Source organism: Flavobacterium sp. TR2, assembly GCF_025252405.1.
GTDB lineage: Bacteria > Bacteroidota > Bacteroidia > Flavobacteriales > Flavobacteriaceae > Flavobacterium.
This window is the reverse complement of sequence record NZ_CP104307.1, coordinates 2,417,602-2,444,155: the sequence shown is the minus strand read 5'-3', so window position 1 is coordinate 2,444,155 and position 26,554 is coordinate 2,417,602. Positions and strand designations below refer to the sequence as shown.

The 26,554-nt window shown below is 35.7% G+C and carries 20 protein-coding genes; 10 read left to right on the top strand and 10 right to left on the bottom strand.

What is annotated here, in order from left to right:
- Window positions 1–171: 171 nt before the first annotated feature.
- The 3 genes from N4T20_RS10735 to N4T20_RS10725 form a co-directional block, all read right to left on the bottom strand.
- The gene (locus tag N4T20_RS10735) at window positions 172–2,253 is read right to left on the bottom strand and encodes a protein-disulfide reductase DsbD family protein (RefSeq protein WP_260672995.1); all 2,082 of its coding nucleotides are present in this window, start codon (window positions 2,251–2,253) and stop codon (window positions 172–174) included.
- Window positions 2,253–3,563 carry a tRNA lysidine(34) synthetase TilS gene (gene tilS / locus N4T20_RS10730; RefSeq protein ID WP_260672994.1) on the bottom strand — a complete coding sequence of 437 codons (1,311 nt, stop codon included), beginning with the start codon at window positions 3,561–3,563 and terminating at the stop codon, window positions 2,253–2,255. The genes N4T20_RS10735 and tilS overlap by 1 nt, the downstream gene beginning before the upstream one ends.
- 171 nt (window positions 3,564–3,734) lie before the next feature.
- Window positions 3,735–5,033, bottom strand: coding sequence for an anthranilate synthase component I family protein (locus N4T20_RS10725; protein WP_260672993.1), 1,299 nt, complete (start codon window positions 5,031–5,033; stop codon window positions 3,735–3,737).
- Between the two features lie 298 nt (window positions 5,034–5,331).
- On the opposite strand from N4T20_RS10725, the gene N4T20_RS10720 reads away from it, so the two are divergent.
- Window positions 5,332–5,706, top strand: coding sequence for a DoxX family membrane protein (locus N4T20_RS10720; RefSeq protein ID WP_260672992.1), 375 nt, complete (start codon window positions 5,332–5,334; stop codon window positions 5,704–5,706).
- A 56-nt stretch (window positions 5,707–5,762) separates the two neighbouring features.
- On the opposite strand, the gene N4T20_RS10715 is transcribed toward N4T20_RS10720, so the two are convergent.
- The 3 genes from N4T20_RS10715 to N4T20_RS10705 all read right to left on the bottom strand — a co-directional run bounded on the left by N4T20_RS10715 (window position 5,763) and on the right by N4T20_RS10705 (window position 8,748).
- On the bottom strand, window positions 5,763–6,305 hold the full coding sequence (locus N4T20_RS10715) for a lipocalin family protein (protein WP_260672991.1): 543 nt from the start codon (window positions 6,303–6,305) through the stop codon (window positions 5,763–5,765).
- Between the two features lie 144 nt (window positions 6,306–6,449).
- Window positions 6,450–7,853: a dihydrolipoyl dehydrogenase gene (lpdA, locus tag N4T20_RS10710; RefSeq protein WP_260672990.1), complete on the bottom strand. Its 1,404-nt coding sequence runs from the start codon at window positions 7,851–7,853 to the stop codon at window positions 6,450–6,452.
- Window positions 7,854–8,289: 436 nt separating this feature from the next.
- On the bottom strand, window positions 8,290–8,748 hold the full coding sequence (locus N4T20_RS10705) for an Lrp/AsnC family transcriptional regulator (protein WP_260672989.1): 459 nt from the start codon (window positions 8,746–8,748) through the stop codon (window positions 8,290–8,292).
- A 452-nt stretch (window positions 8,749–9,200) separates the two neighbouring features.
- Between N4T20_RS10705 and N4T20_RS10700 the strand changes: the two genes are divergently transcribed.
- Window positions 9,201–10,427: an aminotransferase class I/II-fold pyridoxal phosphate-dependent enzyme gene (locus tag N4T20_RS10700; RefSeq protein ID WP_260672988.1), complete on the top strand. Its 1,227-nt coding sequence runs from the start codon at window positions 9,201–9,203 to the stop codon at window positions 10,425–10,427.
- A 115-nt stretch (window positions 10,428–10,542) separates the two neighbouring features.
- Here the strand turns inward: N4T20_RS10700 and N4T20_RS10695 are convergent, their stop codons facing one another.
- The 4 genes from N4T20_RS10695 to N4T20_RS10680 all read right to left on the bottom strand — a co-directional run bounded on the left by N4T20_RS10695 (window position 10,543) and on the right by N4T20_RS10680 (window position 17,336).
- Window positions 10,543–11,637, bottom strand: a complete 1,095-nt coding sequence (locus N4T20_RS10695) for a DUF695 domain-containing protein (protein WP_260672987.1) — start codon at window positions 11,635–11,637, stop codon at window positions 10,543–10,545.
- Window positions 11,638–11,711: 74 nt separating this feature from the next.
- Window positions 11,712–12,119: a hypothetical protein gene (locus N4T20_RS10690; RefSeq protein WP_260672986.1), complete on the bottom strand. Its 408-nt coding sequence runs from the start codon at window positions 12,117–12,119 to the stop codon at window positions 11,712–11,714.
- A 52-nt stretch (window positions 12,120–12,171) separates the two neighbouring features.
- Window positions 12,172–14,097, bottom strand: coding sequence for an amino acid permease (locus tag N4T20_RS10685; protein WP_260672985.1), 1,926 nt, complete (start codon window positions 14,095–14,097; stop codon window positions 12,172–12,174).
- 329 nt (window positions 14,098–14,426) lie between these two features.
- Window positions 14,427–17,336, bottom strand: coding sequence for an FAD-binding and (Fe-S)-binding domain-containing protein (locus N4T20_RS10680; protein ID WP_260672984.1), 2,910 nt, complete (start codon window positions 17,334–17,336; stop codon window positions 14,427–14,429).
- Window positions 17,337–17,697: 361 nt separating this feature from the next.
- Here N4T20_RS10680 and N4T20_RS10675 point away from each other — a divergent pair, with 361 nt between their 5' ends.
- From N4T20_RS10675 to N4T20_RS10640, 8 genes are all read left to right on the top strand, one after another.
- Window positions 17,698–18,510 carry a mechanosensitive ion channel family protein gene (locus N4T20_RS10675; protein WP_260672983.1) on the top strand — a complete coding sequence of 271 codons (813 nt, stop codon included), beginning with the start codon at window positions 17,698–17,700 and terminating at the stop codon, window positions 18,508–18,510.
- A 355-nt stretch (window positions 18,511–18,865) separates the two neighbouring features.
- Window positions 18,866–20,074: an anhydro-N-acetylmuramic acid kinase gene (locus N4T20_RS10670; RefSeq protein ID WP_260672982.1), complete on the top strand. Its 1,209-nt coding sequence runs from the start codon at window positions 18,866–18,868 to the stop codon at window positions 20,072–20,074.
- Between the two features lie 241 nt (window positions 20,075–20,315).
- On the top strand, window positions 20,316–21,887 hold the full coding sequence (locus N4T20_RS10665) for a glycoside hydrolase family 10 protein (RefSeq protein WP_260672981.1): 1,572 nt from the start codon (window positions 20,316–20,318) through the stop codon (window positions 21,885–21,887).
- Window positions 21,874–23,148 (top strand): MFS transporter, encoded by a 1,275-nt coding sequence (locus N4T20_RS10660; RefSeq protein WP_260672980.1) that lies wholly within the window; start codon window positions 21,874–21,876, stop codon window positions 23,146–23,148. The genes N4T20_RS10665 and N4T20_RS10660 overlap by 14 nt, the downstream gene beginning before the upstream one ends.
- Before the next feature lie 21 nt (window positions 23,149–23,169).
- The gene (locus N4T20_RS10655; protein ID WP_260672979.1) at window positions 23,170–23,511 is read left to right on the top strand and encodes a hypothetical protein; all 342 of its coding nucleotides are present in this window, start codon (window positions 23,170–23,172) and stop codon (window positions 23,509–23,511) included.
- A 21-nt stretch (window positions 23,512–23,532) separates the two neighbouring features.
- Window positions 23,533–23,982, top strand: coding sequence for a GNAT family N-acetyltransferase (locus tag N4T20_RS10650; protein ID WP_260672978.1), 450 nt, complete (start codon window positions 23,533–23,535; stop codon window positions 23,980–23,982).
- A gap of 2 nt (window positions 23,983–23,984) precedes the next feature.
- The gene (locus N4T20_RS10645; protein WP_260672977.1) at window positions 23,985–25,598 is read left to right on the top strand and encodes a glycoside hydrolase family 3 protein; all 1,614 of its coding nucleotides are present in this window, start codon (window positions 23,985–23,987) and stop codon (window positions 25,596–25,598) included.
- Window positions 25,599–25,724: 126 nt separating this feature from the next.
- Window positions 25,725–26,363 (top strand): peroxiredoxin, encoded by a 639-nt coding sequence (locus N4T20_RS10640; protein WP_111365461.1) that lies wholly within the window; start codon window positions 25,725–25,727, stop codon window positions 26,361–26,363.
- The last annotated feature ends 191 nt before the right edge of the window (window positions 26,364–26,554 follow it).

Sequence of the window (26,554 nt, the reverse complement as noted above, 5' to 3'; positions counted from 1 at the left end):
AAAGCACTCTAAATTTGACTTAGAGTGCTTTTTGTTTGGAATCATTTTATCTTCAATCCATTCCATTACACCCAGATAATAAAAAAGCGCTCTAATAAATTAGAACGCTTTCGTTTGAATTAATTTCAACCCCAAGAAAATATTTATTTTTAGCTTCTAAAGCTATGAATCTTATTTAAAATTAGAAATTCCTTCTTTTAGCCATTGCAGATATTCTTCTGTACTCACATAACTGATTGTCGGCTTTGTGCTATTCAAATTATTTCCTTCCAAATCGGTAATCACATACAGCGGCTGCGTATTGGTTTTATATTTAGAAATCATAAAATCGGTCCATTTGTCTCCAACTGTAATGATTTTGTCTCCTGCTTCAGTTGTAAATTGCTCTTCTTTCGGCAATTCACGTTTATCATCTACATAAAGAGAAATCAAAACCACATCATTTTTAAGGATTGGCAAAACTGAAGGATCTGACCAAACGTTATTTTCCATTTTTCTGCAATTCACGCACGCATAGCCCGTAAAATCAAGCATAATTGGCTTATTGATTTCTTTTGCATATGCTAATCCATCTTCGTAATCATGGAAAACCATAATTCCATGCGGACCTAATTCAGCTCCTTGCGGCATCCCTTTTATAGATTCTGCAGAAACCGCTCCATTTCCTGAACCTCCTACTCCAAACGGACTTTCGCTATACTGAGGCGGCGGTGGGAATGCACTGATTAGTTTTAAAGGAGCTCCCCAAAGTCCAGGAATCAAATACATTGTAAATACAAATGTCAGCAATCCTAAATACAGTCTTCCTACAGAAATATGATTGGTTGGACTATCATGCGGCAGCGTAATTTTTCCGAATAAATATAAAGTCAAAGCTCCAAAAATAGCAATCCAAATTGCGATAAATACTTCTCTTTCTAAAAAATGCAATTGTAAAACCAAATCTGCATTTGATAAAAATTTGAATGCCAAAGCAAGTTCTAAAAACCCTAAAACAACTTTTACAGTGTTTAGCCATCCTCCAGATTTTGGCAATGAATTTAACCATCCTGGAAACATGGCAAATAACATAAATGGAAGCGCTAATGCCAATGAGAATCCTAACATTCCAACAATCGGAGCTATTCCTCCGTTTGAAGCCGCTTCAACCAATAAGGTTCCCACAATTGGTCCTGTACAAGAAAACGATACGATTGCCAAAGCTAAAGCCATGAACAATATTCCAATTAATCCGCCTTTATCTGCCTGCTGATCAGCTTTGTTTGCCCATGAGTTCGGAAGCATGATTTCGAAAGCACCTAAAAATGAAGTGGCAAAAATGACCAAAATCACAAAGAAAATCAAGTTAAACCAAACGTCTGTAGACAATGCATTCAAAGCATCCGCACCAAATATTTTAGTTACAATAAGACCTAAAATCACATAAATTGCTATGATTGAAAACCCGTAAATAATAGCGTTTCTAATTCCTTTTGCACGGCTTTTGCTTTGTTTGGTAAAAAAACTTACCGTCATTGGGATCATTGGGAAAACGCAAGGCGTCAACAAGGCTGCAAATCCTGATAAAAAGGCAATAAAAAAGATAGACCACAAACTTCTCGAAGGCGCTGGCGCGGGAATTTCTGCCGCAGCACTTCCAGCTGTTTTCTCTACCTTCGGCTGAGCAGCTTCTTCTTTTTTGACAGTATCAACCGCCAAACCGGCTACTTTTGTTTCATCTAGTTTAGCTTCAGCTACGACTGGAACTTCATCCATTTTAAAAGTTGAAGGAACAGCAATCGAGAATTTCTTGCTAGAATTGATGCAAACTTCTTTACAAACCTGAAAATCAAAATCTACATCAACCGTTTTTAAATTTGGGTTAATGATTTTTATCTCTTGTTCAATATGCGCTTTGCCTTCAAAGAAAGTCTCATCTACACCAAAAACATCATTAAAAGCGGTTCTTGTTTTACCTTCTTTTGCTTTTCCGATTAACTCGTAATTTCCTTTTTGATTTTTAAACGAAATCTCCAAAGCAAGCGGACCGCCGTCTGGTGTAAACTGCGAGTACATATGCCAGTCTTTTTCGATTGTTCCATCAAAAATTAAAATAACCTTATCTCCTTTCTTCTCCATTTTAGAAGTCCATTTTACAGGCTCCAAAATCTGAGCTTTGCTTGTTAGGGCAAAAAAGAAAAAGAGCAGAAAAACAGTTATTTTATTCCAGATACTTTTCGAAGTTATCGACTGATGGGCTTGTGTAAAGTTCATTATAGTAATTCTATTTTAAGTATTTTATTTGTGGCATTTTCTATTTTAAAACGTTCATCCTGTCTCATTCCGATTACCCAGACAATTTGATCATCTGAGCACAAAATCCAGGTCTTTTCTTTTTCGATCAAGGATAGTTTTTCGTCTTTAAAAAGTTTGCTTACTTTTTTTGATTTTCCATTCATACCAAACGGCTGAAAAACATCTCCTTCTTTCCATTTACGCAATATCAGGGGGTAACGGATTTTATCGGAATCAACAAATATAACTTTATTTGAACCGAATGTTGTGTGACCTACGTTACAAAGGCTCATTTTTAAGGGAAAATTAACGTCTGTATCGTTTTCACCAATTTCATATTCGTCTTTTTCTGACGTTTCAGAAAACGGACTCAAAATAAGTGTTTCTCTATTTTTCAATAATCTAAATTCCTCTGAAAGAACTTGTTTCCCAGACTGCCCTTCAACCAAATCATAAATATCATTCCAGGCAGAAAAACCAAATTCTTTCAGCCATTGATAGAGATACGATTTATAATTCGGAAGTTTTTTTAGCTGATTTAAATCGAAATGTATATCATCGCCTTCTTCTTTTGCCACCTGCTGATAAACAATAATCGAGGCATCTTCTACCATTTCTTTTGATTCTTGAAGAAAAGATTGCGTTTTCTGAAAAGCATCCAAAAAATTCGGATTGATTTCTTTTAAAACCGGCACCAAATTATGGCGAATCTTATTTCTGAGATATTTAGTCGAAGCATTACTGCTGTCTTCCCTCCATTCGATATTATTTTCTTCTGCATATTTCAAGATTTCTTCTCTCGAAAAAGGCAGTAGAGGACGAATAATTTTATCGTTTTGTTCTGGAATTCCAGTCAAACCTTCTAATCCAGTTCCGCGAGTTAAGTTGATAATAAAAGTTTCCAGATTATCGTCAGCATGATGAGCAGTCAGAATATAATCGAAATTTTCCTTTTCCAAAAGCTCATAAAACCAGCTGTAACGCAATTCTCTCGCCGCAACTTGTGTAGAAAGCTTGTAATCTTTCGCGAAAGCTTCTGTATCAAAATGAGTCGTAAAAATTGGAATATTATTTTGACTGCAATAATCCTGAATAAACTCTTGATCTCCAAAACTTTCCATTCCTCGAAGCTGAAAATTACAATGCAAAACTGCAATTTCATAAGGCAATTGATTCAATAGATGCAGCAAAACCATACTGTCTAGCCCACCGCTTACAGCCAGAAAAAGTTTTTTTTCGGCTAAAAAGGGAAATCTTGAAACGATATGATTTTGAAATTTTGAAAACATCTGATAAAAGTAAAAAATTAAATTTGATCTATTTTTAAATGAAATGTTAAGCATAGAGTTTTTTCCGCCACGACTCGAGCGACAGTGAACAGGAGAAGCAATTCACGAATTTATTTTAATACAGCGCGGGCATAAATAATTCGTGAATTCGTGGCTAAAAAAAAAAAAAAATCATCGCAAAACTTCGTGCATTGCTTTTGCTTTCAGCAGACATTCTTCATATTCTTTTTCAGGAACTGAAAGCGATGTTATGGCACTCCCAACTGAAAAAGAAACATACTTATTTTCCTGATTGTACAAAATACTTCTGATTACGACATTGAAATCAAAATCGCCTTCAGGTGTAAAATATCCTATTGCACCGCTGTACAAACCTCTTTTGGTTTCTTCTAGATTTTCAACAATTTCCATTACCGATATTTTTGGTGCACCAGTCATGCTTCCCATAGGAAAAGTTGTTTTCAAAACGTCTACTGGAGAAAATTTAGAATCTAATTTTGAAGTTATTGTCGAAATCATCTGATGCACCTGCAGAAACGAATAAATGCCGCAAAGTTCTTCAACCTCAACTGAGCCTTTTTGCGCTGTATGCGATAAATCATTTCTGACCAAATCGGTTATCATGATATTTTCAGCTCGCTCTTTGGCATCTGACGCTAAAACTGATTTTGATTTTTCGTCTTCAACAACATCACTAAAACGTTTTGAAGTTCCTTTAATGGGCTGTGAAATGATTTTTTCTCCTTCCTTTTTCAAATAACGCTCTGGAGAAGCTGAAAGCAAGTAATTTTTGTAATTTTTGAAAAAAACCGAAAATGGCGCTTGCGAAATTTCATTTAGCTTCTGAAACTTTTCTAGCGGATTTATAACGGCTTCTTCAGCATAAAATTCCATACAGAAATTTGCCTCGTACATATCGCCAATACGAATATGATGAAGCAGTTGATTCACTTTGTGAATGTATAATTCTTTAGAAATGCGCTGCTTCACTTCTCCCGAAGCCTCGGGACCGCTCAGTGTGACAAATATTTCACTTTGAGTTTTTATTATTTCTTCAAAATCTTCTTCAAACTCGTCATCGCAAAGCATTAAATACTGAATTTCGAGTTCATTTCCTTTCAGAATAAAAACTTTTTTAGGCTGAAAGAAAAATAAATCCGGAAAATTCAAACCATCAAAATTATTCGATTGAAGGCGCTCAATATCATTCTTCAAATCATAAGAAAGATATCCAAAAAGCCAGTCTTTTGTGTTTTGCTGATATTGTTTTAAATCTTCAAAAGCATTGTAATAATCTGTTTTTAAAGAAGTAAAAGCATCAACTGCCAAAATGCAGTCAAAACTAGAATACTGCTGCGGATAAGAATTACTGTCTAAAAAAACGACTTCGCGAAATTGCTGCGCCCAACTTAAAAGCTGTTCTTTAAACAGTTTCGGATTGGCAATATTTTTATGAATGGAAACTCTCAAAAATGGTAATTTTAAAGGTCAAAATTACGACAAAATTCTTTCATTAATAGAAAACAAAAAAATAATCAAATGATTCGAATTGCATTGCAAAACTGTTAAAAAGACGTTCATTTTATAAGAAAAAATTCGTTATATTTGATATACAATTAGATTAATCCCAAAAGAGCGTTAATTTAATTGTAAGATCCTTAAAAAAGAACCTCAAAAAAAACAATTTGCGATTCTAATTTAAGCTTATAGATTGTTTCTTTTCCAATAACTTAATTATGTTTTTTAACCTTAAAAAATCCTAAGTATTATGAAAATTGCCACAATTATTGTCCGCGTTTTAATTGGCCTTTTGCTGCTGTTTGCCTCTATCAGTTATTTTTTCCATCTCATGCCCGAACCAGAAACTACGGGAAACTTTAAGGCTTTTAACGTAGGTTTAATGGCTTCCACGTATTTAATGCCACTGGCAAAATCTATCGAGTTATTGTGCGGAATTGCATTTGTAACTGGGCGTTACGTAACGCTAGCAAACATCTTGATCTTACCCATTACGGTAAATATTTTGTTTATCAATTATTTCCTAACTCCAGATGGCCTGCCTATTGCAGCGCTTCTTTTTATAGGAAACCTTTTCTTGATTTACAGATACTGGGATAATTATAAAAGTGTTTTTACAGCATAAAATTATTTTCAAAAAAGAACAAAAAGCCCGTCAGACGATATGACGGGCTTTTTATTTTAATTTGTTCTCTCATGTTTAACCCAGACCAAATCGGTTACATTATATCCAATTTCCTGAGCCTTGATAAGAAAATCTGCTTTTATACTTTCCGGAATTGTTTTTTCTCTAGAAAGTATCCACATATATTTTAAACTTTCTCCAGCTACAAGTGCGTATTTGTAATCAGGATCGATTGCTACGACATTGTAACCAGAATAAAAAGGACCAAAAAATGAGACTTTTAGCATACCAATGTTGTCTTTTTTGACAAATCTAGCTTTCCCGACACTTTGTTCCCATTTGTCTTTTTTGACATTATAGCCCTTATTATCGACTTTTATAGTTTTATCTTCGTTTAAAGAATACTCGGCAGTTACATTGTCTAGATCTCTTTCCCATTTATAATCCAATCTGGCAATTTCGTACCACTTTCCGAGATATTTTGCGCTGTCAAAGTTTGTTACAGCTTTTGCATTTGTTGGAATTCCGCCTCCGCATGAGTATAACGCGATTCCGATTCCTGCTCCAATCAAAACTGGAACTATATATTTTGTTTTCATAATACTATCTTTTTAATTATCATAAAGATAGCATCTGAAACATACATCTAATTTACAAAATTATTTTTGATTATTATATTATACAAAGCATAAAAAAACCGTCGAATCACTCCGACGGTTTACCAATATCATTTAACGTAAAAACTATACGTGTAAAGCTCTATTTTCAGTTGCTGCCAACGCTGCTTCTTTTACCGCTTCTGCGAAAGTCGGGTGCGCATGGCTCATTCTTGAAATATCCTCAGCAGAAGCTTTGAATTCCATTGCAGTAACCGCCTCAGCAATTAAATCGGCTGTACGAGCACCAATCATGTGAACTCCTAAAACCTCATCAGTTTTCTCATCAGCCAAGATTTTTACAAATCCGTCTAAGTCAGCACTTGCTCTAGCACGTCCTAAAGCTTTGAATGGGAAACTTCCTGATTTGTATTTTACTCCAGCTGCTTTCAATTGCTCTTCAGTTTGTCCAACCGCAGCAACTTCTGGCCAAGTATAAACTACTCCCGGGATTAAATTGTAATCGATATGAGGTTTTTGACCAGCTAAGATTTCAGCAACCATTACTCCTTCTTCCTCTGCTTTGTGCGCCAGCATCGCTCCACGAACAACGTCACCAATTGCATAGATATTTGGAGTGCTAGTTTGTAAATGATCATTTACTTCAACTTGTCCTCTGTCTGAAATTTTAACTCCTGCTTTGTCAGCGTTTAATCCGTCTGTGTAAGGACGACGACCAACAGAAACCAATGAGTAATCTCCCTCAAGAGTAATCGTTTCTCCTTTTGCATTTTCAGCCTGAACCACAACAGCATCGCCGTTTCTTTCAACTGATTTTACTTTATGAGAAACATAGAACTTCATTCCTTGTTTTTTCAATACTTTAGTCAATTCTTTAGAAAGAGCTCCGTCCATTCCTGGAATAATTCTGTCCATGAATTCAACCACAGAAACCTGAGTTCCTAAACGAAGGTAAACTTGTCCAAGCTCGATTCCGATAACACCACCACCAATGATCACTAAGTGTTTTGGAACTTCTTTTAAAGCTAAAGCCTCAGTAGAAGTGATGATTCTTTCTTTATCAATTTTGATGAACGGTAAAGAAGATGGTTTTGAACCTGTAGCAATTACAGTATATTTTGCTTCGATAGTTTCTGAAGTTCCGTCAGCTTTTGCAACAGCAATGTGAGTTGCATCTACGAAAGAACCTAAACCATTGAAAACAGTAATTTTATTTTTATCCATTAGGTAGTTGATTCCACCTACAGTTTGATCTACAACGGCTTGCTTGCGCGCGATCATTTTCTCTAAATTGATCTTTACATCACCAGAAACTTCGATTCCGTGATCTGCAAAATGAGCAATTTCTGCATAATGATGTGAAGAAGATAATAATGCTTTTGAAGGAATACAACCTACGTTAAGGCAAGTACCGCCTAATGAATTATATTTTTCTACAATGGCAGTTTTGAAACCTAATTGTGCGCAACGAATTGCTGATACATATCCACCAGGACCTGAACCTATAACGACTACGTCAAATGAACTCATAGTTTGTCTATTTTTATTTTAGCGGTTACAAAATTAAGGAATAAAGTTTTGTTTGAAGTTTAAATTTCAATGTTTTTTGTGTGAAATTTTGGAGGAAGGTTTTACCGCAAAGAGCGCGAAGAATTACGCGAAGGTCGCAAAGTTTTTTGTTTTTAATCTCGCAAAGACGCGAAGCCGCAAAGTTTTTTTAGCAAAGATTAACACGTACCATTTGTCATTTCGACGAAGGAGAAATCTCCGCGAGAAGCTCGACAAAGATTGGACTCTCTTTACGGAGTTACTTGCGAAGATTTCTCCTTCGTCGAAATGACATAAAATGAGAGTAAAAACCTCAGAACCTAGTCCCTTAAAAAAAAATCACCGTTGCGTTAGACGCACTGCAGTGCGTCTCTACAGAAAACCTTTGCCCCTTAAACCTTTGAACCTTTGAACCTCCCTAAAAAGAAATCACCGTCGAGTTCTTAACCTCACTAATCATAAACATACTTTGCGTGCTCCCAATATGCTGCAATGAGGTTAATTTGGTTACTAAAAATTCTCGATAGGCTTCCATATCTTTTACCAAAACTTTTAGGATGTAATCGTAATCGCCGCTTACGTGATGGCATTCTAAAACCTCATTGAGTTTTATGACTTCGCTTTCGAATTTGGTCAAAAACTCTTTAGTATGTTGAATGAGTTTTAAATGGCAGAATACTACAAATCCTTTTTCGATTTTGGACTTATCGACTAAGGCTACGTAGTTTTTTATTATTCCCTCTCTTTCTAACTTTTTGATTCTTTCATAAACCGCTGTAACAGAAAGATCAAGTTTTAATGACAATTCTTTAGTTGTTTTTTTACTGTCGGTTTGTAATAAGACTAAGAGTTTTTTGTCTATAGCGTCTAATATCATTGTTCTCGTTAGTTGTTTTTGTTTTTGTTGAAAAGAAAGAAAATCTATACAACTGTACTTTTTATCTCAAAATTAAATTAAAAATCACTATAAACTCATTTTTATAGTTTTAAAATCTAAATATACATTTTATTATTGATTAATTTTCTAAATAGATCTTATTTTGAACAGAATTTATTTTTAAAATGAGTGCCCGAGCCCTGATTGTAGCGGAAAGCCCGGAGTAAAAAAGGCATAAGTTTCTTGTTTTAGAAAAGCGACCCACGGAAGCTCTTTTTAGAACATTAGAAACTTTGATTTTTTTATGTCCCGATAGCTATCGGGATGAAACGGAAAGCGGGAATAGCTCCTAATCCTTCGACCACGCTTAGGATGACAATGACAGTTACAATTCAAAAACGATAAATATAAACCTGAGGATGAGATGTTTCATTCCTCACAATGACTTAAAAATGAAAGACTTCAACCCAGCAGATAAAATTCAGGATTTGCAATATTTTGGCGAATTTGGCGGTGTGAATCCGTCGATTTCTGATTCTTCTACTTATACTTTTCTATCGGCTAAAACCATGTTTGATACTTTTGAAGGCAACGTGGAAGGCTGCTATTTATACTCCCGCCATTCCTCTCCAAGCAATTTATATTTAGATCAGGCTTTGGCGGCAATGGAAGGAACAGAAACTGCAAATGTTTCAGCATCTGGAATGGGCGCGATTACGCCTACTCTATTGCAATTGTGCGGTGCGGGCGATCATATCGTTTCAAGCCGAACGATTTATGGTGGAACTTACGCTTTCTTAAAAAACTTTACGCCAAGATTCGGAATTGAAACGAGCTTTGTTGATATTACAAAACTAGATGCTGTTGAAGCCGCAATTACTTCGAAAACTAAAGTTTTGTATTGCGAAACCGTAAGTAACCCATTATTGGAAGTTGCTGATATTCGTGGGTTGGCAGAAATCGCTAAAAAACATAATTTGAAATTGGTTGTCGATAATACGTTCTCACCATTATCTGTTTCGCCTGCAAAATTGGGTGCTGACATCGTGATTCATAGTTTGACAAAATATATCAACGGAAGCAGTGATACGGTTGGCGGCGTGACCTGCGCTTCTAAAGAATTTATCAACTCGCTAAAAAATGTAAATTCTGGAGCGAGTATGCTTTTAGGACCAACAATGGACAGTCTGCGTTCTGCTAGTGTAATGAAAAATCTACGTACCCTTCATATCCGAATTAAACAGCACAGCCATAATGCTCATTTTCTAGCCGACCAATTTGAAAAAGACGGTTTAAAAACAGTTTACCCAGGATTGAAAAGCCACCCGAGCCATGAATTGTACAAAACAATGATTAATCCAGAATATGGTTTTGGCGGAATGCTGACGATTGACGTAGGTTCTTTGGAAAAAGCCAATGAATTAATGGAACTGATGCAGGAACGAAATCTAGGCTATCTAGCGGTAAGTCTAGGTTTTTATAAAACGTTATTTAGCGCGCCGGGAACTTCGACTTCTAGTGAAATCCCGTTAGAAGAACAGAAAGAAATGGGATTGACCGATGGCTTAATTCGTTTTTCTATCGGACTAGACAACGATATTCAGCGCACTTACGAAATGATGAAAGCTTGTATGATTGAGCTTGGAGTCTTAAAACAGGAAACATTACTCTATAAATAAATTTGCACATTTTTTATTAGATTGTTTTGAATCCGCTGGAGATCTTTCTTTAAGCGGATTTTTTTTTTGGAAATCAAAAAGCCGTTCGGAATTTTCCAGAACGGCTTTTTGCACTTTATCTTGGCTCAAAATGTCTAAACGACTGCCAATATTTGTCTTTATAGATTTCGTAACTTATTTCAAAAACACCGCTGTATTTTTTAATTAATTCATCGGCAATTTTGGCTGGTTTTCTAAAGTCTTTGCAAGTAAAAAAGATTTCCCTTTTATTGTTTGCCGTTTCTCGCCCAATATTTAAATAACCTTCAGAATCTGGTAAATTATGGATAATTTCTTCTTCGATTTCATCTAACAGCTTATATGTTTTTTCGTCTGGCAATCCTCCATTATCGCAGTCATCAAAAGGAATTGCTACTATAAAAACCCACGGATGCGATGCTTTTTTATCCCACTCAATAATTGTAGTATTGATCAGAGCCAGAACTATTGAGCCATCTTGTTTTTTACCTTCAAAATTAGCATAACTGTCATTCTCTGTATTATGTCGGGTTCCTTCGTATTTCTCAACAAATTCTTTTTCTCTCCAAATTAAATAATCTTTTAATTTCTCGATTGGTATTAACTCTTCCGAAGTTTGCTCAGGTCCAGCCACTAGAAGATTATCAATTAACGTGACAGAATGCAGTTCTCCCAAATAATTATCCAGAAAAATATACACTCCGTTGGTAATATTAGATTTTTTCGCTTCTACAAAATGATCATAAACAATCACTAAATCTATTTCGTCAGGATAACCTTCATGAATTCGAGGATAAAATTTTAAGTTTTCTTTACTGAATTCAAAATCCTGATATGTTATGCTTACATTATTGATGTCTGATGCTGGTTTTAGAGCAGTAAATTTCCAGCCATTAATTTTGGGAGCATTAGCCACTAATTCTTCAATTGCATAAACATTCCTGATTGCTCCGTCGGGCGTAAGAACTAATTCGGCAGTCTGATCATCAAACATTCCAGTAAGAAAATAAATTCCTTCGTGTATTTCATCCAGTTTTGGAGCCAATCTATCAAAAAAACCTTGATGTATATTTTCTCCGCTTTGAACGGTTTTAAAAAAGTCTTTTTCGTTTGCTGAAAACCAATTCCAGAAATCATTGTAAGATTGTATTGGAGCATCTTTTCTGCCCAATATTTTATCGAGAAAACTCATGTATTGCTAATTAAATTTAAAATTTTACAGAAAACAAACTTAAGGAAAAGCGTTTTTAAAACATAAGAATACTTCTATAAAATATTAAGAATGCAAAAAGCCGCTCTGAAGCACTCAGAACGGCTTTTAAATATATAATTTTCAACTTTTCTCAAATAAAATTTAACAAAATTCGAACCAAAAAAGATTGCATAAAAAATAACTAAAATAAACAAGAATATTCTAATAAATCTTTTTTTGTATGGAAGCACTTTATTCATAAAAAGTGCAATTACAGCAGCTATAAAAGCAAAAAGTAAAGGAAAAGAAATTACAATTCCGAATAAAACACTTACAATTAATCCAACACTATTAGCTTCACTATAACTACCATTTAAATTATAAGCTCCAGTTTTTTGTGTTTGGAAAATCAATCCAATTATATCTAATATTAACAGGACGACAAATATTGAGAATAGTTTTTTATTTGAGATATTTTTCAAATGATTTTAATATTAAGTGTAGAAAAAATGTCTAATTCTTAAAAAAAAGCTCCTAAATAGTATTCAGTTTACTGTTTTTTCGGCTGTAGCCAAAATAAATCAGAAGTCCGATTATTAGCCAAACGGTAAAATAAATCCAGTTCCAAACACTTAATTCAGCCATCATGTACAGACAGCAGATCAATCCTAAAAGCGGAATTAAAGACAGGTTTTTTCTGAATGCCCAAACAGCCAATCCAACTAAAACGAATAAGAAAATCCACATTGGAATTTTGTGTTTAAATAAGCTAAGTCCTGATTCATATTTTGCCGAATCAGCAATTGGCAGACCTTTTACTACCTCAGCATATTTTGCTTCATCATCTTGATATTGGGCTAATAAATGCTCTAAATCGGATGTTTCTGCAGTCTTATTGTTTACTTCGATACTTTCTAAATATTTGAAAACTTGTTCTGACTCTGATTTATCTAAAGAAGTTACAATTGAAGTCGCATCGTAAATCTGCGGATCGTTATTGATGAATGCCATTGTCGCCTTATTATTGAAAGCAAAAGCATAATACAATCCTGCAATCATTAATATTGGCAAAATGAATTTTGAATTGATGTAAGGCGTCTTGAATTTCCCTCTTGGAATTTCAGGCTTGTTTTGTAACACTAAAACTCCCGCGCAAACTAACACAAAGGCAAACAATGTTCCGATACTGCATAAATCGGTTACCATTGTCAAGTTTAAAAATAATGCCGGAATTGCCACTACAAAACCTGTTACGATTGTAGCGAAAGAAGGTGTTTTGAATTTTGGGTGAACAGTTGAGAATTTCTTTGGAAGCAAACCATCACGGCTCATACTCATCCAGATACGAGGCTGCCCCATTTGAAAAACTAATAAAACGCTCGCCATTGCCACTACTGCACTTACAGCAATAATTCCTGACATCCATTTTAAATCTAATTTATCGAAAACAAATGCCAAAGGGTCTCCAACATTTAATTCGTGGTATTTTACCATTCCAGTTAAAACAAGAGCAATGGCAATGTATAAAAGTGTACAGATAATAATGGCCCACATCATTCCACGAGGCAAATCTCTTTGCGGATTTTTGCATTCTTCTGCTGTTGTAGAAATCGCATCAAAACCAATGTAAGCAAAGAAAACAGCTGAAACCCCTTTTAAAACCCCGCTAACTCCATTTGGCGCAAACGGATCCCAATTTGCTGTGTCAACATAAAATATTCCGACTGCAATAACCAAAAGCACTACGCAAAGTTTTACCACAACCATTAAATTGCTGGCATTACGAGATTCTTTCATTCCTCTATAAACCAAGGCTGTAATCAAAATAATAATGAATAAAGCTGGTATATCAGTAACGAAATGAAAAGATCCAATTGTTGGTGCTGTCGCCCATGCGGTATGCGCCTGCTGTAAAGCAACACTTAAATTTTCGAATGATTTTCCGCCTCGCATTAAAGCTTCAGCATCTTTAAATCCGTTTGAAGCAGTCAAATAATCCATCTGGATCCATTGCGGCAAATGAATTCCGCCACTCTGGAGCAGTCCAGTAAAATAATCGCTCCACGATATGGCAACTGTTATGTTTCCAACGGCATATTCCATAATCAAAGCCCAGCCAATGACCCAAGCAATCAATTCTCCAAAAGCCACATACGAATACGTGTAAGCACTTCCAGAAACTGGAACCATTGACGCAAATTCTGCATACGCAAAAGCGGCAAAACTACAAGCCAAAGCTGTAAATAAGAATAAGAAAATTACGGCTGGCCCTCCGTCTGCACTAGCTTTTCCGATAGTGCTAAAAATTCCTGCCCCAACAATCGCCGCTATTCCAAAAGCCGTTAAATCTCTAGTAGTCAAATGTTTCCCTAAAGCATTATGACCATCTGTTTCGTTCTGCGCAACCTGCTTCAGAATATCCTGTACTGTTTTCTTTCGGAATAAGCTTGAAAATGCCATATATGTTTCCTGTTATAAATTAATTTAATTCAGTGCTTTTTGTTTTATTTTGCAAATAATGCAAAAAATATCTTTATTTCAAACATTATAGATGATTTTGTTTCTACAGGTATTTTTTTCTGCCGCGAAGACGCTAAGTCACAAAGTTTTTTTCTGCCACTACCCGAGCGATAGTGAACAGGCGAAGCAATTCAAAATTATTTTTTCAAATCTTTGTCTATACATTTTCTCCCGCAGATAACGCAGAATTTTATTATGCTGAAAAGATTTACGAAGATTTTTTTCAAACTAAATCTGCCAAATCTGCGAGAAATAAAAAAATCTAGAACCTAACCTTTTAAGCAATTTCTCAAAATACTAACCGGATGCTGAGCCTCGCGTTTGGTTCCGTCATAAATCTGATGGCGGCAGCTGGTTCCTGCAGCGGCGATTTTTACATTTTCGGCGGTGTTGCGCACTTTAGGAAAAAGCGTATCCTCACCCATCTGCATACTTACCTGATAATGTTCTTTTTCGTAGCCAAAAGACCCCGCCATCCCACAGCACCCCGAATTATAAATGGTAACCGTGTTATTTTTAGGCAGATTCAGCATTGCGAAAGTCGCTTCGACAGAACTTAACGATTTCTGGTGGCAATGCCCGTGGATTTTAATTTCTTTCGTTTCTTCTGAAAAAGAATCTGAAGTGATTTTTCCGTCGATAATTTCTTTTTTGAAGAATTCTTCAATTGTAAAAGCATTTCCTGATAATTTCTCTGCTGCCTCTTTATCATCGGCTAAACGAAGGTATTCATCCCTGAAAGTCAAAATTGCTGAAGGCTCAATTCCGATTAAAGGTGAATTTGCTGAAACCAAATCCTTGAAAACATTTACGTTGTGATTGGCAATTTCTTTAGCTTCCTCCAAAAATCCTTTTGAAAGATAAGTCCTTCCGCTTTCTTCGTGATCTACAACCAAAACCTGATAGCCCAATGCGGACAATAATTCGAAAGCATCAATTCCGATGTTTACGTCATAATAATTGGTAAATTCATCTACAAACAGATACAATCTGCCGTTTGGAAAATCAGTTTGAGCAGTTTTATGATTTTGATGCCATTTTCTAAAAGTCTTTTTCGCCAAAAGCGGAACTTGTCTTTCTGGGGCAATTCCCATTGTTTTTTTAACCAAAGCCTGATTAGAAATAAAATTCGTAATCGATGGAAATTTGCTTCCCATTTTATTGAGTTTGGCATTGTTGGCAAAAATTTTATTTCGAGTCGAAAATCCGTTTGCTTTTTGGTATTGATATAAAAATTCTGCTTTAAGAGTCGCTGCGTCTACATTACTTGGGCATTCGCTCGCACAAGCTTTACAGCTTACGCACAACTCAAAAACTTCGTATAATTCTTTCTGGTCAAATTTATTTTCTTTTTCAGAATACGTCAAATATTCTCTCAGCGCATTCGCTCGTGCGCGAGTCGTTTCTTTCTCATTTCTGGTTGCACGATAGCTTGGGCACATCGCTCCTCCTGCCGATGGCATTTTTCGGCAATCTCCAGAACCGTTGCACTTTTCGGCTGCACGCAAAATTCCTAAACTATCTGAGAAATCCTGAAACGTTTTTATATCCGGCTCTACCCTACCTGAAACTACACGATGATTTTCATCCATCTTTAAGGCCTTGACAATCTTCCCGATATTTAAAACCGAATTCGGGTCAAATGCCAATTTTAATCTTTTCAGCAATTCGTAATTTTTATCACCAATCATAAACGGAATAAACTCTCCGCGCACGATTCCGTCTCCGTGTTCACCGCTTAACGAACCTCTGTATTTTTTGACCAAATGTGCCACTTCTGTAGCAATGGTTCTAAATAATTTTAAATCGGATGTTTTTTTCAAATTCAAAACAGGACGCAAATGCAACTCTCCCGCACCTGCGTGAGCGTAATAAATCGCTTCCTGTCCGTGACGCAACATCATCGCCGAAAATTCTGCAATATAAGCTGGCAAATCGCTTAATTCTACCGCTGTGTCTTCGATAGAATCTGCCGCTTTATCATCGCCTACAATACTTCCCAAAAGTCCGAGTCCGGCTTTTCTTAATTCGTTCGCTTTATCAATATCAGGCCCGTAAATCTTTACAAGCGCGTAACCAAAATTGTTTTTTTCTAAATCGGCAATCAAATCATTGGCTTGCCTTTCAGCATCTTCTAAAGTATTGGAAGCGACTTCAAACAACATAATCGCTTTGGGTTCTCCAACCAAAAAGAAGCGGTTTTTAATATGCTCACGACTCGTTTTGGTGCAATCCAAAATGGTATCATCGATCATTTCGCAAGTGTACAAATGATGTTTCATCGCCACCACAACCGATTCTAAAGATTCCTGAATCGTATGATAATGTGCCACAACCATAATACTATGAGGAGGAGGCAAATCATCAACTTTTAAAGTTACTTCGGTTGTAAAGGCCAAAGTTCCTTCGCTTCCGCAAAGCAGTTTTCCTAAATTTATGGTGGGCTCAGTTCCGCCAAACAATTCAGATTTCAACAAAATATCAACGGCATAACCTGTATTTCTACGGTGAATTTCTGGCTTTGGAAACTCTTTTATAATTTCCTCCTGATTTTCTTTAAGCGAAAGTTCGTCATAAACACTTTTGTAGATTTTATTTTCTAAAGAATCGCCTTTGGTTTTCTCGATAAATTCTGCCGAAGTCAATTCGCCAAAGGCCACTTCAGTTCCGTCACTCAAAATCGCTTTCACCTCAGCAATTTTATCGCGCGTAACACCATAACGTATCGAAGTTGTTCCAGAAGAATTATTTCCGACCATTCCGCCGATCATCGCACGATTTGAAGTTGATGTAATAGGAGCAAAAAATACGCCGTGAGGTTTTAGATATAAGTTCAATTCATCACGAATAACGCCAGGCTGAACCGTAACAGTTCTTTTCTCTGCATCATAACCTAATATTTTGGTAAAGTGTTTCGAAACATCAACCACGAGGCCATCTCCAACCGCTTGTCCGGCAAGAGAAGTTCCAGCTGTTCTAGGCGTAATCGAAATATTATGCTCTGCAGCAAAACGAATTAATTTGCTGATATCCGCCACAGATTTAGGCAAAGCCACCGCATTGGGCCGAATGCGATACACCGATGCATCTGTCGAATAAAGTGTTTTATGAAGATCGTCGTATAAAAGTGTGCCTTCGAGTTCGCTGGCTAATTGCTCTAAATGAGATTGGGTCAACATATTAAATGGTGCTTTTTCTTAAAATAATTCCTCAAAAATTGAGACAACAAATATAAAGATATAGCATGGCAAAATGATTCTATTTTGGGAATTTATCCCATAACTGCATCATATTCTATAAAATTCCGAGAGAATCCTGTAAGGCATTTCATTTACTAAAAAGGTAATTTTAAAGTTTTGTTTAATTGAATTAAAATTTTTAAACACATAGCACTATTAAAATTTTTAAACGCATAGCACTGTAAACTCAGCTGTATGAATTTAAATAAATGAAACGCCTTTAAGCGCAAAGAAAAACTATGTTTCTATGTGTTAAAAAAATTGATTAAACGATTTAAAAATTTTTTACGCCTTTATTATCATGGAAAATTTCGTTCGGGACGTTTTTAAACATTTAGAAAACTATTATTACAGTATTGTCGATCTTACGCCAAAATTTATTCTGGCCATTTTGGTCGTTCTCATTTCGTGGTTTATCGCAAGCCGTGCGGGCATTTTTGCAGGAAACCGACTTAAAGCTAAGATGCATGATCGTCTTCTGGCAGTTTTTATTGCGCGTTTGATCAAGTCTGTTCTTATCATTATCGGGCTCTTGTTTATGTTCCGAATTATCGGCTTGGAAGGCGTTGCACAGAGTATGCTTGCAGGTGCAGGAATCTCGGCTTTTGTAATTGGTTTTGCACTTAAAGATATTGGCGAAAATTTCTTGGCAGGAATTCTGCTCGCATTCAAACGTCCGTTTTCTATTGGCGATATTATCGAAAGCAACGGCGTAAAAGGCGAAGTCATCAACCTCAATCTGCGCGATACCGAAGTAAAAAGCGATTCTAAAATCATTTACATTCCAAACGCGCTGCTCATAAAAAACACTTTAATCAACTACAACAGCGAAGGTTTTTTGCTCCAGACTTTCACTGTCGGGCTAGAATATGGCTCTGATTATACCCGTGCCATCGAACTCGTAAAAGAGGTTCTCGGAAATAGTGAAGAAGTAACCCAAAAAGACCACGATAACGCCGCCGTAATTACCGATGTTATTGCAGGCGGAATTATTCAGCTCAATGTCCGCTATTGGGTTAAAACTGCATCAACGATTCAAAACTCAGAATGCCGTTCTAAAATTATTGCTGCGGTTTTGAAGAAACTGAAAGAGAATGAGTTTGTGCTTAAATAAGGTACAAAGGCTCATAGTCGCAAAGTGACAAAGGTTTTCTCTCCTTACTTAATTGTCATTAAGCAAAATCCCGATAAGTATTTGGAAAAGCAAAAACGATTGTCATCCTGAGCGGAGTCAAAGGCTTATGAATTTGAAATTAGCTTCAGAGAAGCGAAATATTTATAGCCATTTTGATTTACCGTCACTAAAGCTCCAGCGGAGCGACATATTTAAGTATTAATATTTCATTCCTATTGATTTTTTGTTAATTCTTGCAAATCGAAACAATAAAATCTCTTTTTTCTAAATTTATACGCAAAATAATCCCATTTTAGCGTTTCCAAATAATTGCGTTTTTTTAAGATTAGTTAAAATGAATAAAAACATAAAAGCCCTCTACGAAATTGCTCAAAAAGAGACTCGAAAAATAGTAGGTTTAATGTCGGGAACTTCGCTCGACGGACTTGATTTGGCTCTTTGCAAAATTTCGGGCGAAGGCGGAAATACAATTGTGAAAATTGAGCAGTTTGAAACCATTGACTACAACGATGATATTAAAACCGAAATCAGAAAAGTGTTTGCTCAAAAAACAATTGATTTTCAGCATTTGGTTTTGCTCAACGAATGGATTGCAAATCTTCACGCCGAAATGATAAATGATTGTCTTTCAAAATGGAACATTCCTGCAACCGAAGTCGATTTGATTGCTTCGCACGGACAGACGGTTCTGCACGCTCCGAAGTTTTTGCATCAGAAGGAAAAATTTCCAAATGCAACTTTGCAAATTGGCGATGGCGATCATATTGCGGTAAAAACCGGAATTATCACACTTTCAGATTTCAGACAAAAACACGTCGCTGCGGGTGGAGAAGGCGCGCCTTTGGCTGTGTATGGCGATTATTTATTATTCAGCAAAAAAGGGGAAAACCGAATCATGCTTAACATGGGCGGAATTGCCAATTTCACTTATTTGCCCGCTTCACAAAACGCCGAAGAAGTTTTCGTAACCGATACGGGAACCGCAAATACATTAATTGATATTTTCACCAAACAGTTTTTCCCTGAAAAAAGCTTCGATAAAGATGCTGAAATTGCTAAAAAAGGAACCGTAAATCAAGGACTTTTAAGCGAACTGAAAAGCGATGCTTTTTTCCAGAAAAGCTTCCCGAAAACTATCGGTCAGGAATTATTCAATCACGAATTTGTAAATTCAGCTTTGGAAAAATTAGAATTGCAAAATATTTCGGCATCAGATTTGCTGGCAACTTTAACACGTTTAAGCGCAGAAACGATAGCCGAAGCCGTTTTGTTTGTTGTAGAAAATACTAAAACGCCAATCGAAGAGGTTACAGTTTATATGTCTGGCGGTGGTGCCCGAAATCCGTTAATGGTGAAGTGGTTACAGGAATTATTGTCATGTAAATTTGAAAAAAGCGACGTACTCGGAATTTCTGGTGACGCAAAAGAAGCGGTTTTATTTGCGGTATTGGCCAATGAAACCATTTCTGGAGGCAATTACAATTTCGGAAACAGCAAAGGAATTCCATCGGTAACAATGGGAAAGATTTCGTTTCCTGATTAAAAAAGATAGCCACGAATTCACGTATTTATTTATAATCAATGCAAAATAAGTGCGGTTAATTTCACAGATTATACTGGATTGGATTATTTTCAATCATTTAAAAAAAATAATTCGTGACTCGAGCGACAGCGAACAGGCGAAACAATGCTTGGCAGAAAAACACGCAATCATTAAAAAAATAATTCGTGAATTCGTGGCGGAAAAAAACTATTTTTGGTTCTTGTTAAAATAAACATTTAAAATGCATAAAAATCAGCACTTACTATACTCTCTCCTATTTTTGTTTTTCTTCGGATGGAAATCTGTTTCTCAGGAAAAAATAATGCATCCTAAAAATGAATTTAGAGGTGTTTGGATTGCAACAGTTGTCAATATCGACTGGCCTAAAACAGCAACAGACAACGTAGAAAAAGAAAAAGCTGATTATCTTGAAATTTTAGAAGCCTACAAAAAACTGAATTACAATGCTGTAATTGTTCAAATTAGAAGTGTAGGCGATGCTATTTATCCTTCAGAATTTGCTCCTTGGTCAAGATTTTTGACTGGAAAGGAAGGTTCGGCTCCAAATCCGTATTATGATACTTTGGCTTGGATGATTGAACAGGCTCATAACCGCGGATTTGAATTTCACGCTTGGTTAAATCCTTATCGTGCCACTTTCGATTTGAACAAAAATCTTTTAAGCCCAAATCACGATCTATTTAAACACCCAGAATGGATGATTGAATATGGAGGGAAATATTATTACGATCCTGCTTTGCCAGAAGTTCAGGCACATTTAACTAAAGTGGTTAAAGAAGTTGTTGACAAATATGATATTGACGCAATTCATTTTGATGATTATTTTTATCCTTATGCTGTTCCTGGAAAAGTTTTTAACGATTCTGCATCTTACAAAAAGTACGGAGCAGGTTTAAGCCTTGCGGACTGGCGCCGTGCAAATGTGAGCAACTTTGTGCACGCGATTTCGAATACAATTAAAGAAAGCAAACCTTGGGTACAATTCGGAATAAGTCCGTTTGGCGTTTGGCGCAACAAATATCAAGACCCGAAAGGTTCTGAAACACAATCTACTTCTAATTATGATGATTTATATGCTGATCCAATGCTTTGGATGGATCAAAAATGGATCGATTATATTCTGCCTCAATTGTATTGGAGTATGAACAACACAAGAGCATCATATTCTAAATTGGTAAAATGGTGGTCTGAAAACGCTAATAACACGGCTATTTATATCGGTCACGCTACCTACAAAATTAGAGCTGACGGTGATAAAAACTGGAATTATATGACTGAAATTCCAAATCAGATTGATCTTCTAAGAACCTTTAAAAATGTTTCTGGAAGTGCTTATTTCAGTTCAAAATGGTTTATGGGCAAAAACTTCGATGTGGTTCGCCATTTAGAAGAAAATCAATATAAATATCCTGCGCTTCCTGCGGCAGTTCCAAATTTAAGGCACGTTATTATCGATACTCCAAAAGTTTTGGAATATAGTAAAGACAGCATTAAATATAATTTTACATTTCAAAGTCCGCTGAATACAAAGGTTCGCTATATGGTGGTTTATGGAGGCGAGCATATTTCGAAAATTGATATCAATGATGCAACAAAAATCATTGAAAAAGTGACCGTAAAAGAAGTTGACGGAAAAATTACTTTCGCGATAGCGGCAGGAAAGTTAAACCTTTACAAAGCCTGCGCTGTCACTTTTATTGATTATTATGCTAATGAAAGTACGCCAACTGCTATAGACCTAAAAAAACCATTTAAAAACTATACACCAAATCAGCCTAATGAAAATAGATAACAAACCTTGGTTCTGGATACCGCTTCTAAACTTCGCATCTGGATTGCCTTATGCCATAATTATTTCAGTTTCAGTAATTATGTACAAAAATCTAGGTATTTCTAACGAAGATATCGGTGTTTACACCAGTTTGCTTTATCTGCCGTGGGTTATCAAACCGCTTTGGAGTCCTCTTATTGAATTGATCGGCACCAAAAGAAAATGGTTTCTGCTAATGCAGCTCATCATTTCTATCGCTTTTCTGCTGGTCGGTTTCACCATTCCGCTCAATGGTTTTTTCATTATGACATTATCCATATTCTGGGTTGCGGCCTTTGCTTCGGCATCTAACGATATTGCCAGCGATGGTTTTTATTTATTGGTTTTACCAGAAGACAAGCAATCTTTCTTTATCGGCATCAGAAGTACTTTTTACAGACTTTCCATGCTTGCAGGAAACGGATTGGTGGTGCTTTTTGCAGGATATTTAGAACATAAATTTGGAGACAATACCAAAGCTTGGTCTTATACCATGATTTGTGTCGGTTTGTTGATGACTTTTATTACGGTTTACAATTTCTTTTTTACGCCAAAGAACGAAATTAATATTGTAGAAAATAAAAAGGAAACGCCTCATCAAAACTTCGGAACCATATTTGTCAGTTTCTTTCAGAAAAAACAAATCGGATTAATTCTGACGTTTATCCTTGTTTTCAGATTAGGAGAATCTCAATTGCTAAAAATGCTGAGTCCTTTTTTATTAGATTCAAAAGAATTAGGCGGAATGGGATTGGACACCGAAGCTGTTGGAATCATTTACGGAACTTGCGGAGTTGCGGCCTTAACTATTGGAGGCATATTAGGCGGAATCGCAATTTCTAAACAAGGGCTTACAAAATGGATGTTTCCGATGTTTTTAGCCATGCACCTTCCAATTCTAGGATTTATACTATTGGCTTTCTTTCATCCTTCCTCAATTTACTATATTTATGCCGTCGTAATTGTTGAGCAATTTGGTTACGGTTTCGGTTTTACGGCTTTTATGATGTATTTGATTCATGTTGCAGAAGGAGAATCGAAAACAGCGCATTATGCACTTGCAACTGGTTTTATGGCATTAGGAATGATGCTTCCAGGAATGTTAAGCGGTTATATTCAAAAATTTTTAGGCTACCAAAACTTCTTTATTTGGGTTTTAATAGCTACAATTCCAGGTCTTATTTTATCACGTTTTTTAACTTTCCCAAAAGATTTTGGGAAGAAATCAGAAGAAGAAGTTTAAACCCCAAATCAAACTTTACCTATGGAAATCAATGAGAATTTGCAGAACGAACGAAATCTGAAAGGATCTGAGTTCGAAAAAAATGGAAATCTTGAAAAAGCGATTGAGTTGTATAAAGAAAATGTTGCAGAAGGCTTTAAAGGAAATCACCCTTACGATCGACTAGCTACGATCTACAAAAACGAAAATGACCTCGAAAATGAAATTCGGGTTTTAGAAAAAGCAATTGTAGTTTATGAAATTATCACAATCGAAGATCGATTGGAAGGTCTGCCAAAACTTTTCAGATTTAAAAACCGATTGGAAAAAGCTCTTGAAACCAAAAAACAATTGGCTAAACAAAAGAAAGCAAAGTTGAAATAAAAATACTTTTATAGTTTTATCATGATTACTTTAAAGCGTACCAATTCAGACGATATCGACTTTATAAATCTGGTTGTTTTACTAGACCAGGATTTAGCGATTCGAGATGGCGAAGACCATGCTTTTTATAATCAGTTTAATAAAACGGATAAAATAAAACACACGATCGTTTACTATGAAAACGGGATTCCTGTTGGATGTGGCGCTTTTCGCGAAAAAGAACCAGAAATAACAGAAATCAAACGAATGTACGTTCATCCAGATCATAGAAAAAAAGGAATTGCTTCCGCCGTTTTAAAAGAGCTTGAAATCTGGGCAAAAGAAGTAGGTTATACCTATACTATTCTCGAAACCGGAAAAAACCAGCCGGAAGCCATCAACTTATATCAAAAATTAAATTATACCATAATCCCCAATTATCCGCCTTACGAAAAAATGGATAATAGCGTTTGCATGAAAAAGACTTTATAATAATGAAAATCACAGCCGAAGCATTAAAACAAAAAATAGGACAATTTTTCTTTCCAGCAGTATTTATCAACGATACTGAAGAAAATATTCAAGAAACAGAGCGCCTTATTAAAGAACATAATATTGGGGGACTGACCTTTTTTCACAGTCGTGCGAGTGCTGCAACCAATTACGAAAGCAAGAAAAAGGTAGTTTTTAACGATGACAGTTACGAAAAAATCAAAGCTTTGATTGTTCGTTATCAAAAAGCCGCTTCTACCCCACTTTTGATCAGTATTGATGCCGAATGGGGATTGGCCATGCGAATCGAAAAAACACCGCAATATCCGTATGCGATTACGCTTGGCGCTCTGCCAGCAAATAAATCAAATCTAGTTTACGAAGCTGGAAAACAGATTGGTTTAGATTTGAAAGCTGCCGGAATTCAGTATAATTTATCGCCTTTGGCAGACATTAACAACAACCCAAACAATCCAGTAATTGGTTACCGTTCTTTTGGAGAAGATAAAAAAAAGGTAGCCGATTTTTCTATTGAATATTTAAAAGGAATGTCTGAAGCTGGTGTTTTAGGCTGTCTAAAACACTTTCCTGGACATGGAAATACGAATGTCGATTCACATTTAGGATTACCGGTTTTAAAAGAAACTTTAGAAGAATTGTTGGATAACGAATTATATCCTTTCATTAAAGGAATTGAAAACAATGTCGATTCTATTATGATCGGGCATTTGGCTGTTCCGAGTTTAAACGACGGAAAAGATACTTCTGCTACGTTATCAAAAGCGATTATTCAGGATCTTTTGCGTGATAAATTAGGGTACGATGGCTTAGTAATTTCTGATGCTTTAAATATGCATAGCGTTTCTAAATTGTACGAAACCAAAGGACAATTGGAATGGGAAGCTTTCAATGCCGGAAATGATGTTTTGTGTTTCGCTGAAAATGTTCCCGAAGGAATTGAAGCAATCTATAAAAACGCTTCTCCTGACCGTATTTTCGAAAGCTACAACCGAATTATGAAAGCCAAAGAAAAAGCTGGAATCCTATCTGGAAATACTGCTGCTTCAGGCGAATTAAATTTCGAAAAAACATCAAAAATAAACTTAGAAATTGCACAAAATGCAATTACCGAAATTATAGACAATTCAAGCGCTGAACTGGCTTTTGACGCTCAGAAAAGCAACAAATTAGCCAAACTGAGTTTATATAAGAATACTGAAAATACATTTTTCAAAACATTAAATGCAAAACTTGATTCTCCAGAATTTGCTTTTGAAAATTTAGAAGCTTCAGATATTGCAACAATCAGAAAGGAATTAGAAAATTTTGAAACAATCATCATTTCATTATTTGTTCCAAAAGCAAAACCGCTGAATAATTTTGAAATTGATAATGAAGTTTTAGAATTGCTTTCTGAATTACTGCAGACCAAAAAATGCATTGTTTTTGTGTTCGGAAATCCATACGCATTGCCTTTAATTCCTAACCTCAAAAAGGCTTCAGGATTAATTCAGGCATATCAGGATTTTGAAGAATTTCAAAAAACAGCAGGAGTTCAATTTTTAGAGAAAAATATTTTCAACGGTGTTTTACCAGTAAACATTGAGATTCAATAAGTTAAAATTAAAAATAGTCAAAATTTATCGACTTATAAAATTTTATAATCACATCTTATTGTAAGAATCTGTACTTATGCCCTACTTTTGCACCAGAAAACAAATTTTAATTTTAAAACGAATAATATGTCTTTAGTAGGAAAAAAATTCCCAAGTATTGCAGTAGATGCTATCTCAGAAATGGGTGACAATTTAAAAATCAACATTTTTGAAGAAGCAGTAAACAACAACAAAAAAGTATTATTGTTTTGGTACCCAAAAGATTTCACTTTTGTATGTCCAACAGAATTACACGCCTTTCAGGCTGCTTTACCAGAATTTGAAAAAAGAAATACTATCGTAATCGGTGCTTCTTGTGATACAAACGAAGTTCACTTTGCTTGGTTAAATACTCCAAAAAACAATGGTGGAATCGAAGGTGTTACTTACCCAATCTTAGCAGATACAAACCGTAACTTAGCTAACATTTTAGGTATTCTTGATATCGAATCTACAAGCTATAGCGAAGATACAGATTCAGTTATCATCGAAGGTTCAAACGTTCCTTACAGAGCTACTTACCTAATTGACGAAACTGGAAAAATTTTCCACGAAAGCGTAAACGATATGCCATTAGGACGTAACGTAAACGAATACTTAAGAATGGTTGACGCTTACACTCACATCCAAACTAAAGGTGAAGTTTGTCCTGCAAACTGGGAAGCTGGTAAAGAAGCAATGACTGCTGACAGATTAAGCACTGCTGAATACTTAAGCGCAAACTAATTTTTTATAAAGGTACAAAGGTTCAGAGGTACAAAGTGGCAAAGGCTTTTTTGCTGCTTATAAACAAAGTCAAAGACTTTGCCCCTGAACTTTTGTTACTTTAAAAATCCCTTCTAATTAAACATATACAAAGGTCAAAATGCAAAATAATCTAGTTTTGCAAAATACTTAAACATAAAGTTTCCAAAAAC

Coding starts and splice junctions, on each gene's coding strand:
- N4T20_RS10735 (WP_260672995.1), bottom strand. CDS start 2,253: ATGAACTTTACACAAGCCCATCAGTCGATAACTTCGAAAAGTATCTGG.
- tilS (WP_260672994.1), bottom strand. CDS start 3,563: ATGTTTTCAAAATTTCAAAATCATATCGTTTCAAGATTTCCCTTTTTA.
- N4T20_RS10720 (WP_260672992.1), top strand. CDS start 5,332: ATGAAAATTGCCACAATTATTGTCCGCGTTTTAATTGGCCTTTTGCTG.
- N4T20_RS10715 (WP_260672991.1), bottom strand. CDS start 6,305: ATGAAAACAAAATATATAGTTCCAGTTTTGATTGGAGCAGGAATCGGA.
- lpdA (WP_260672990.1), bottom strand. CDS start 7,853: ATGAGTTCATTTGACGTAGTCGTTATAGGTTCAGGTCCTGGTGGATAT.
- N4T20_RS10705 (WP_260672989.1), bottom strand. CDS start 8,748: ATGATATTAGACGCTATAGACAAAAAACTCTTAGTCTTATTACAAACC.
- N4T20_RS10700 (WP_260672988.1), top strand. CDS start 9,201: ATGAAAGACTTCAACCCAGCAGATAAAATTCAGGATTTGCAATATTTT.
- N4T20_RS10695 (WP_260672987.1), bottom strand. CDS start 11,637: ATGAGTTTTCTCGATAAAATATTGGGCAGAAAAGATGCTCCAATACAA.
- N4T20_RS10685 (WP_260672985.1), bottom strand. CDS start 14,097: ATGGCATTTTCAAGCTTATTCCGAAAGAAAACAGTACAGGATATTCTG.
- N4T20_RS10680 (WP_260672984.1), bottom strand. CDS start 17,336: ATGTTGACCCAATCTCATTTAGAGCAATTAGCCAGCGAACTCGAAGGC.
- N4T20_RS10675 (WP_260672983.1), top strand. CDS start 17,698: ATGGAAAATTTCGTTCGGGACGTTTTTAAACATTTAGAAAACTATTAT.
- N4T20_RS10670 (WP_260672982.1), top strand. CDS start 18,866: ATGAATAAAAACATAAAAGCCCTCTACGAAATTGCTCAAAAAGAGACT.
- N4T20_RS10665 (WP_260672981.1), top strand. CDS start 20,316: ATGCATAAAAATCAGCACTTACTATACTCTCTCCTATTTTTGTTTTTC.
- N4T20_RS10660 (WP_260672980.1), top strand. CDS start 21,874: ATGAAAATAGATAACAAACCTTGGTTCTGGATACCGCTTCTAAACTTC.
- N4T20_RS10655 (WP_260672979.1), top strand. CDS start 23,170: ATGGAAATCAATGAGAATTTGCAGAACGAACGAAATCTGAAAGGATCT.
- N4T20_RS10650 (WP_260672978.1), top strand. CDS start 23,533: ATGATTACTTTAAAGCGTACCAATTCAGACGATATCGACTTTATAAAT.
- N4T20_RS10645 (WP_260672977.1), top strand. CDS start 23,985: ATGAAAATCACAGCCGAAGCATTAAAACAAAAAATAGGACAATTTTTC.
- N4T20_RS10640 (WP_111365461.1), top strand. CDS start 25,725: ATGTCTTTAGTAGGAAAAAAATTCCCAAGTATTGCAGTAGATGCTATC.